The sequence below is a fragment of the Azospirillum lipoferum genome (assembly GCF_024170005.1).
GTDB classification, from domain to species: domain Bacteria; phylum Pseudomonadota; class Alphaproteobacteria; order Azospirillales; family Azospirillaceae; genus Azospirillum; species Azospirillum lipoferum.
The window spans coordinates 1-5870 of record NZ_JALJXJ010000039.1; the positions used below are offsets into that span (position 1 = coordinate 1).

Genomic DNA, 5870 nt, shown 5'->3' on the forward strand with positions numbered 1-5870 from the left:
CTGAACAGCGGCAACAACGTCTCGGTCAACGGCGCCATCGAGATCGAGGGGCAGGCCTATGGCCGCCTGCGCGGCTCGGAGGACTTCAAGGAGGGTGTCGCCTCCTTCCACGAGAAGCGCAAGCCCGTCTTCAAGGGACTCTGAACACTGACAGCCCCAAACCGCCGACGGGCCAACATCATCCTTTCCCGGCCCCGCCGGGAAAGGACGGTCGAGGTCCAGGACTTGCTAAAAGCGAACGAGATTCTACGCAAGGCGTCGGGGTATTTCGCCCAGGCGGAGTTTGACCGCCCGGCATCAGCAGCGTTGGCAACACAAAACAGTCGATGTTCCCAACAGAGTGGCCAGTCCATCCAACCGGCGATGAAGCTAGGACCCGGCGTGCTCGACAAGGCCGTGCAGTTCATCAGCCAGCGGTTCGAACTCCCAGCCGCGTAGCAGCGGCGGCGATGCCGACAGCCATCATTTCGTGCCTATTACAGGACGAATTTGCAACCGTGCCCTCTCATGCGATGCTCCGGATGGATGCCGACGGTAGCCGACCGGTCGTTCAGGAAGACGGATCGACTCGCTTCATCGTCTTGCGGCAATGGATCAGCGCGTCGCGGATCATGAAGTTGACCAGCGTCGGCGATACGCCGAGCGTCACCGCGATGTCCTTCTGGCTGTGGCCGTGGATGCGGTGCATTTCGAAGGCATAGCGGGTGCGCTCCGGCAGATCGGCCAAGGCGGATTCGAGCGTCTGCAGGAGTTGGCGGTTTACGCTCACGCTTTCCGGCGAGGCTGCGTCCGGCGTGCCGACCGACTGCCCCTCCTCTTCCACCGCGAGCAAACGTGACTCCATGCCCTTCCGGCGGTAATGATCGATGGCCAGATTGCGGACGACCATCATCAGGTAGCCCGCCTTGGCCCGGATGGAACTGGTCGACTCCGCTCCCAGAAGTTTAAGAAAGGCGTCCTGGACAACATCCTCGGCATGATGACGGCAACCGGTGATCCGTTCGGCAAGGCCGATCAACGACCGCCGGTGCGTGGTGAAGACGTCGCACAGGGTTTGGCTTTCGACGGATCCTGCCTGTCGCATGAAGAACTCCTTGTGCAGAGTGAAGCCGCAGCGGGTTTGCAATCCCGATGGCTTGACAAGCCGCCGCAGACTAATGCAACTGACAATCATTTGCAAACAGGGAAACGGCAGAATTTCCCTGCGCGGTTTCCAGTGTGCGTTGCAGGGGCTTTGGATGAACGATCGTCTCGCGGGGCTCCGCCCGACCACCCGAAGCCGCAGTGCCCGCCTCAAACCTCCTGCGCTCGGCCGGCTGACGGTCTGCCGGGTCACGGTCGGCTGGGTGGCCGTCGGCTGGGCGGCTGCCTGGGCAGCGTCGCTGGTCTTGTCAGCTCCTGCCCTTTCGACCTCCATCGAACCGGTTCCCGCTCCGACCGGCACCATACGGCCGGCACCGCAGGAAATACCGCTGGAGATCCCTGCCCTGCCCCTTCGGGAGGCGCTGACCAGCTTCGGCCGCCAAACCGGCCTACAGATACTCTACACCCCCGATCTCATATCCGATCGCCGGTCGCAAACCCTGTCGGGACGGATGGACCCCACGGTCGCGCTGTCCATCCTGCTGAGCGGCACCGATCTCGCCTTCGAAATACGGGACCGGGTGGTAACCATCGGCCGGCTACAGGAAAATCCCGGTTTGCTTCCGGGCCTGATGGTGGAGGGCAGCACGCCGTCCGCCGGGCAGGCGGCGCGGAATCCCGCACACGGCCGCAGTGCGGGCAAAACCGCAACGCCCGTGGAGGATCAGCCGCAAGGGTTGTCCATCGTCACGCGGGAGGAGTTGAACCAGCGCGACGTCCAGGACATCAACGGCGCGCTCGCCTACAGCGCCGGGGTCCATCCCATTGACTATCCCGGCGGGCAGGGAGCCATCGACGTCTTCGTCCGCGGCTTCCGCCAGAGTTCGGAGTCCGTCATGATCGACGGGCTGCGCAGTGGCTATAATCCCTATGGGATTGAATACGAGCCTTTCGGCATGGAGCGGGTGGAGGTGCTGAAGGGACCGACCTCCACGCTCTATGGCGCGATGCCGCCCGGCGGCGCCATCTCCCTGACCAGCAAGCGCCCGACCGCAAGCCCGTTCCATCGGCTCCAGCTGCAAAGTGGCAGCCATGACCGGCGTCAGGTCACGGCCGATCTCGGCGACCGGATCGACACCGAAGGGACACTCCGCTATCGGTTGACGATGCTGTCACGGCGAAGCGGCACCCAGGTCGAACACACGCCGGACGACCGCCTCTATGTCGCACCCGCCCTGTCCTGGTCCGTCGGCGAGGGAACCGACATCACGTTGCTCGCCAGTTATCTCGATTTCCGCAAGATGGGGGCGGAGCAGAGCTTTCCGGCATCGGGGACGGTGCTGGACAATCCCTATGGGCGCCTGGATTCGAACCTGTTTCTCGGCTATCCGGGGTTGAGTTCCTACCGCTCGCGCACCCTGTCGGCGGGCTATGACATCCGGCACGCCCTTGCCAGGAACTGGACCGTGACCCAGACCCTGCGCTACAGCCACAGCCGCGTCGGCTATCTGTCGAGCTGGGCGGCCTCGGGTCTGCTGGAGGCCGACCGCCTCTACCGCTTCGGACTGCAGGACCGGCCGAAGACCAGCTCGACGCTGCTGGTGGATACCAAGCTGCAAGGCAGCGCCGCCACCGGCCCGCTGCGCCACAGCCTGCTGGCCGGGATCGACCATGGCCGCTACCGGGCGCACGAGACGCGGCGGAACGGCACGGTGACCAACGCGCTCGACGTCTTCGATCCGGTTTATGGCGGTCCCTACGGCTGGGATACGATCCTGGCCCGCGACCTGACAGACAGCATCCGGCAGACCGGCCTCTATGCCCAGGACGAGATCGCCACCGGCAACTGGCGGCTGACGCTCGGCGGACGGCTGGACTGGAGCTACACCGGCAGCGTCGGCCGCCTGTCCGGTGGCCCGCTGCTGGAAAGGACACAGTTCGATCGGGCCTTCACCAAGCGTGCCGGGCTGGCCTACCGGTTCGGAAACGGCCTGACGCCTTACGCCGGCTATTCGACCTCCTTCCAGCCGAACAGCGACAGCGACGTACAGGGCCACCCCTTTTCACCGAGCCGGGGAACGCAATGGGAGGCTGGATTGCGCTACCGGCCCGCCAGCTTCGACGGGCTCTTCAGCCTGTCCCTGTTCCGTGCGGTCCAGCGGGGCCTGACCACCGCCGATCCGGACAACCCCGGCTATTCGCTCCAGACCGGAGAGGCGCGGTCGCGCGGCGTCGAGTTGGAGGGCAAGGCGGCGCTCGGCAACGCGACCGAGCTGACGGCGGCCTACAGCTTCACCGACGCGCAGGTCACCCGCGACACCCCCTATCCTGGCGGAACCGACCGGACCGGAAAGCGGGTGGCTTCGGTTCCCCGCCATGCCGCCGCGGTCTGGCTGCGGCGGCATATCGAGGAGGGAGCGGCCGGCGGCCTGACCGCCGGCCTTGGAATGCGCTATGTCGGCGCGACCTACAACGCCTCGAACAGCGTGCGCGTCCCCCCCTACCTGCTGGTCGATGTCAGCTTCGGCTACGATCTGGGACGGCTCGGTCCGGCGCTCGACGGCACCAGCATCGCCCTGACCGCGACCAACCTGTTCGACCGCCGCTATTTCTCGCCGGGCTTCTACGACAACTCGGTCTTTTACGGAAATCGCCGGGCGGTGCTGGCGACCCTGTCCTACAGCTGGTGACGGCACTCACCCGATCACATCCAGATGCCGCCGCAACGCATCGGCGATCAGATCCTGCGCCTCCTCCGCCTCGTCCACCAGGGCGCTCATCCTCAGGAAGTCGTGTGTCATGCCGGCATGGATCCGTACATCGACGGCGGCGCCGGCCTCCGCCAGCTTCCGCCCATAGGCAATTCCTTCATCCACCAGCGGATCGCACTCGGCCAGAACGAGCAGGGCCGGCGCCAGGGACGACGCGACACCGGGCGGCAGCTCCGCCAGCAATGGCGAGAACCGCCCGTCACGCCGATCCGCCTCATCACGGGCGTAGTGGCAATAGAACCAGTCCAGCGTCGCCCGCTCCAGCAGATGCCCTTCGCCATAGCGCTGCAGCGAGCCGGTGTCGGCGGTGGCGTCGGTCACCGGATAGATCAGCACTTGAAGCCGTGGGCGAGGCAGGTCGGGATCCGTGGCGGCCCGCAGGCTGATCGCCGCGGCGAGACTGCCGCCGACGCTGTCGCCCCCCGCCGCCAGCCGCCCGGCGTCGATCCCCAACCCGGCACCTTCCCTGCCAAGCCAGCCCAGCGCGTCCAACGCATCGTCGAAGGCCGTAGGGAAACGATGTTCCGGAGCCAGCCGGTAACCGACGGACAGGACGGCGACCCCGCTCTTCGATGCGATCGACCGGCAAAGCCCGTCATGGGAATCGAGGCTGCCGACGACATAGCCGCCGCCATGGAAGAAGAGCAGCACCGGACCTGGCACCACGGTCGGGCCGGCCACATAGAGACGGGCCGGCAGATCGACACCGTCACGGGCCGGGATCGACAGATCCTCCACCCTGCCCACCGGCTCGCCGCCGGGATCCATCATGCGGGAGGTGCGCTCGAAGGCAAGCCGGGCCTCCACCGGCGACAGGGCGTGCATCGGCTTCACCCTACCGTCTTCGCGCCCTCCCGCCGCAAGCGCGAGGAAGGCGGCGATATCGGGGTTCACTGCCATGGATCGTTGCTCCGGGTTCGGATGGACACGCTCATTCCGCGGCATCCGCCAGGTTGGTTGTCGTGGTGTCGGGCCGGGCCGCCGGCGATCCCGCACCGCCAGCCAGAATCTCTTCCAGCATCTCCGCCAGGAAGCCCTCGTCGCGCGGCGCCTCGAAATGATCGCAGCGCAGCGTCCGCCACGGCATTGCGCTCCCGCCGAGCTGTGCCTCCAGCCGCAGCCGGTCGGCGTCGCGGCCGGCGATCCACCAGCCCTGCGCGGCGGCGGCGACAGGCAGGCAGGCAGGCTGCGCCGCGGACAGGCGCTTCAGATGGCGGGCCGTCAGGAAGGCCTGCGTCAGCTCATCCACCCCCATCGCGACCCCCAACCCTTCGGCGGTACGGATCCGAGGGGCATCGAGCGACTGGGAGACGACGCTTCGGATCGCGTCCACCGCCTCCCGTTCGTCCTGCGGTCGGACGACGGGAGCGCCCGGCAGCATCACCGACAGGAAGCCGGCCAGATCGTCGCGCCAGTCGTCCAGTCCTGGCTCGCTGCCCTGCTCGCCGTTTTTCGGCGACGGCACGAAGGGATCGAGCAGGGCAAGCCGCCGGACGGTCTCTCCCCGGCGTTCAAGTTCCGCCGCCATCAGCGCAGCAAGCGTTCCTCCCAGCGACCAGCCGAGCAAATGGTAGGGCCCTTGCGGCTGCCGCTCGCGCAGCAGGTCGACATAGTCCCGGGCCATCTCCTCCAGCGAGCGGTCACGCCATGCCGGATCGAGCAGCATGCGCGACTGGATCGCCAGGACGCCACGCCGCCCCTCCAGCCGACGGGCGAGCGGCTCGTAATCGAAGACCGTGCCGAAACCGGCATGGACGCAGACCAGCGGCGGCTGTCCAGGCATCTGCCGATTCAGCGCCAGGATCGGAGACGGTCCGGCCTTCGGCGATCCCGCTTCAGAGACCGTACCGACCAGTTCGGCGATCGTCGGCTTGCGGATCAGGTCGCGCAGCTTGAAGGACACCCCAAGCGACTTGAGGGCGCGGGCGCGGCTGACCAGCTGGATGGAGAGGATGGAGTCGCCGCCCAGTTCGAAGAAGTTGTCGGTGACGCCGACGCTGTCCAGCCGCAGCAGCT

Annotated in this window: 4 protein-coding genes; 1 reads left to right on the forward strand and 3 read right to left on the reverse strand. The window is 66.8% G+C overall.

Annotated features, from left to right (window positions below; all coding sequences use genetic code 11):
* Positions 1-550: 550 nt before the first annotated feature.
* Positions 551-1084 carry an RNA polymerase factor sigma-70 gene (locus tag J2848_RS35695; RefSeq protein ID WP_149235740.1) on the reverse strand — a complete coding sequence of 178 codons (534 nt, stop codon included), beginning with the start codon at positions 1082-1084 and terminating at the stop codon, positions 551-553.
* Between the two features lie 154 nt (positions 1085-1238).
* Between J2848_RS35695 and J2848_RS35700 the strand changes: the two genes are divergently transcribed.
* Complete coding sequence (locus J2848_RS35700) at positions 1239-3773, forward strand: TonB-dependent siderophore receptor (RefSeq protein WP_149235739.1); 2535 nt, start codon at positions 1239-1241, stop codon at positions 3771-3773.
* 6 nt (positions 3774-3779) lie between these two features.
* Here the strand turns inward: J2848_RS35700 and J2848_RS35705 are convergent, their stop codons facing one another.
* Together J2848_RS35705 and J2848_RS35710 are read right to left on the reverse strand one after the other, a co-directional pair.
* The gene (locus J2848_RS35705; RefSeq protein WP_149235738.1) at positions 3780-4754 is read right to left on the reverse strand and encodes an alpha/beta hydrolase; all 975 of its coding nucleotides are present in this window, start codon (positions 4752-4754) and stop codon (positions 3780-3782) included.
* A 31-nt stretch (positions 4755-4785) separates the two neighbouring features.
* The coding region (locus J2848_RS35710; protein ID WP_253568868.1) for an alpha/beta fold hydrolase at positions 4786-5870 on the reverse strand (1085 nt) is incomplete at its 5' end.

What these genes read in the sequence shown, in the direction of transcription:
- J2848_RS35695 (WP_149235740.1), bottom strand. Translation starts at nt 1,084, where the DNA reads ATGCGACAGGCAGGATCCGTCGAAAGCCAAACCCTGTGCGACGTCTTC.
- J2848_RS35700 (WP_149235739.1), top strand. Translation starts at nt 1,239, where the DNA reads ATGAACGATCGTCTCGCGGGGCTCCGCCCGACCACCCGAAGCCGCAGT.
- J2848_RS35705 (WP_149235738.1), bottom strand. Translation starts at nt 4,754, where the DNA reads ATGGCAGTGAACCCCGATATCGCCGCCTTCCTCGCGCTTGCGGCGGGA.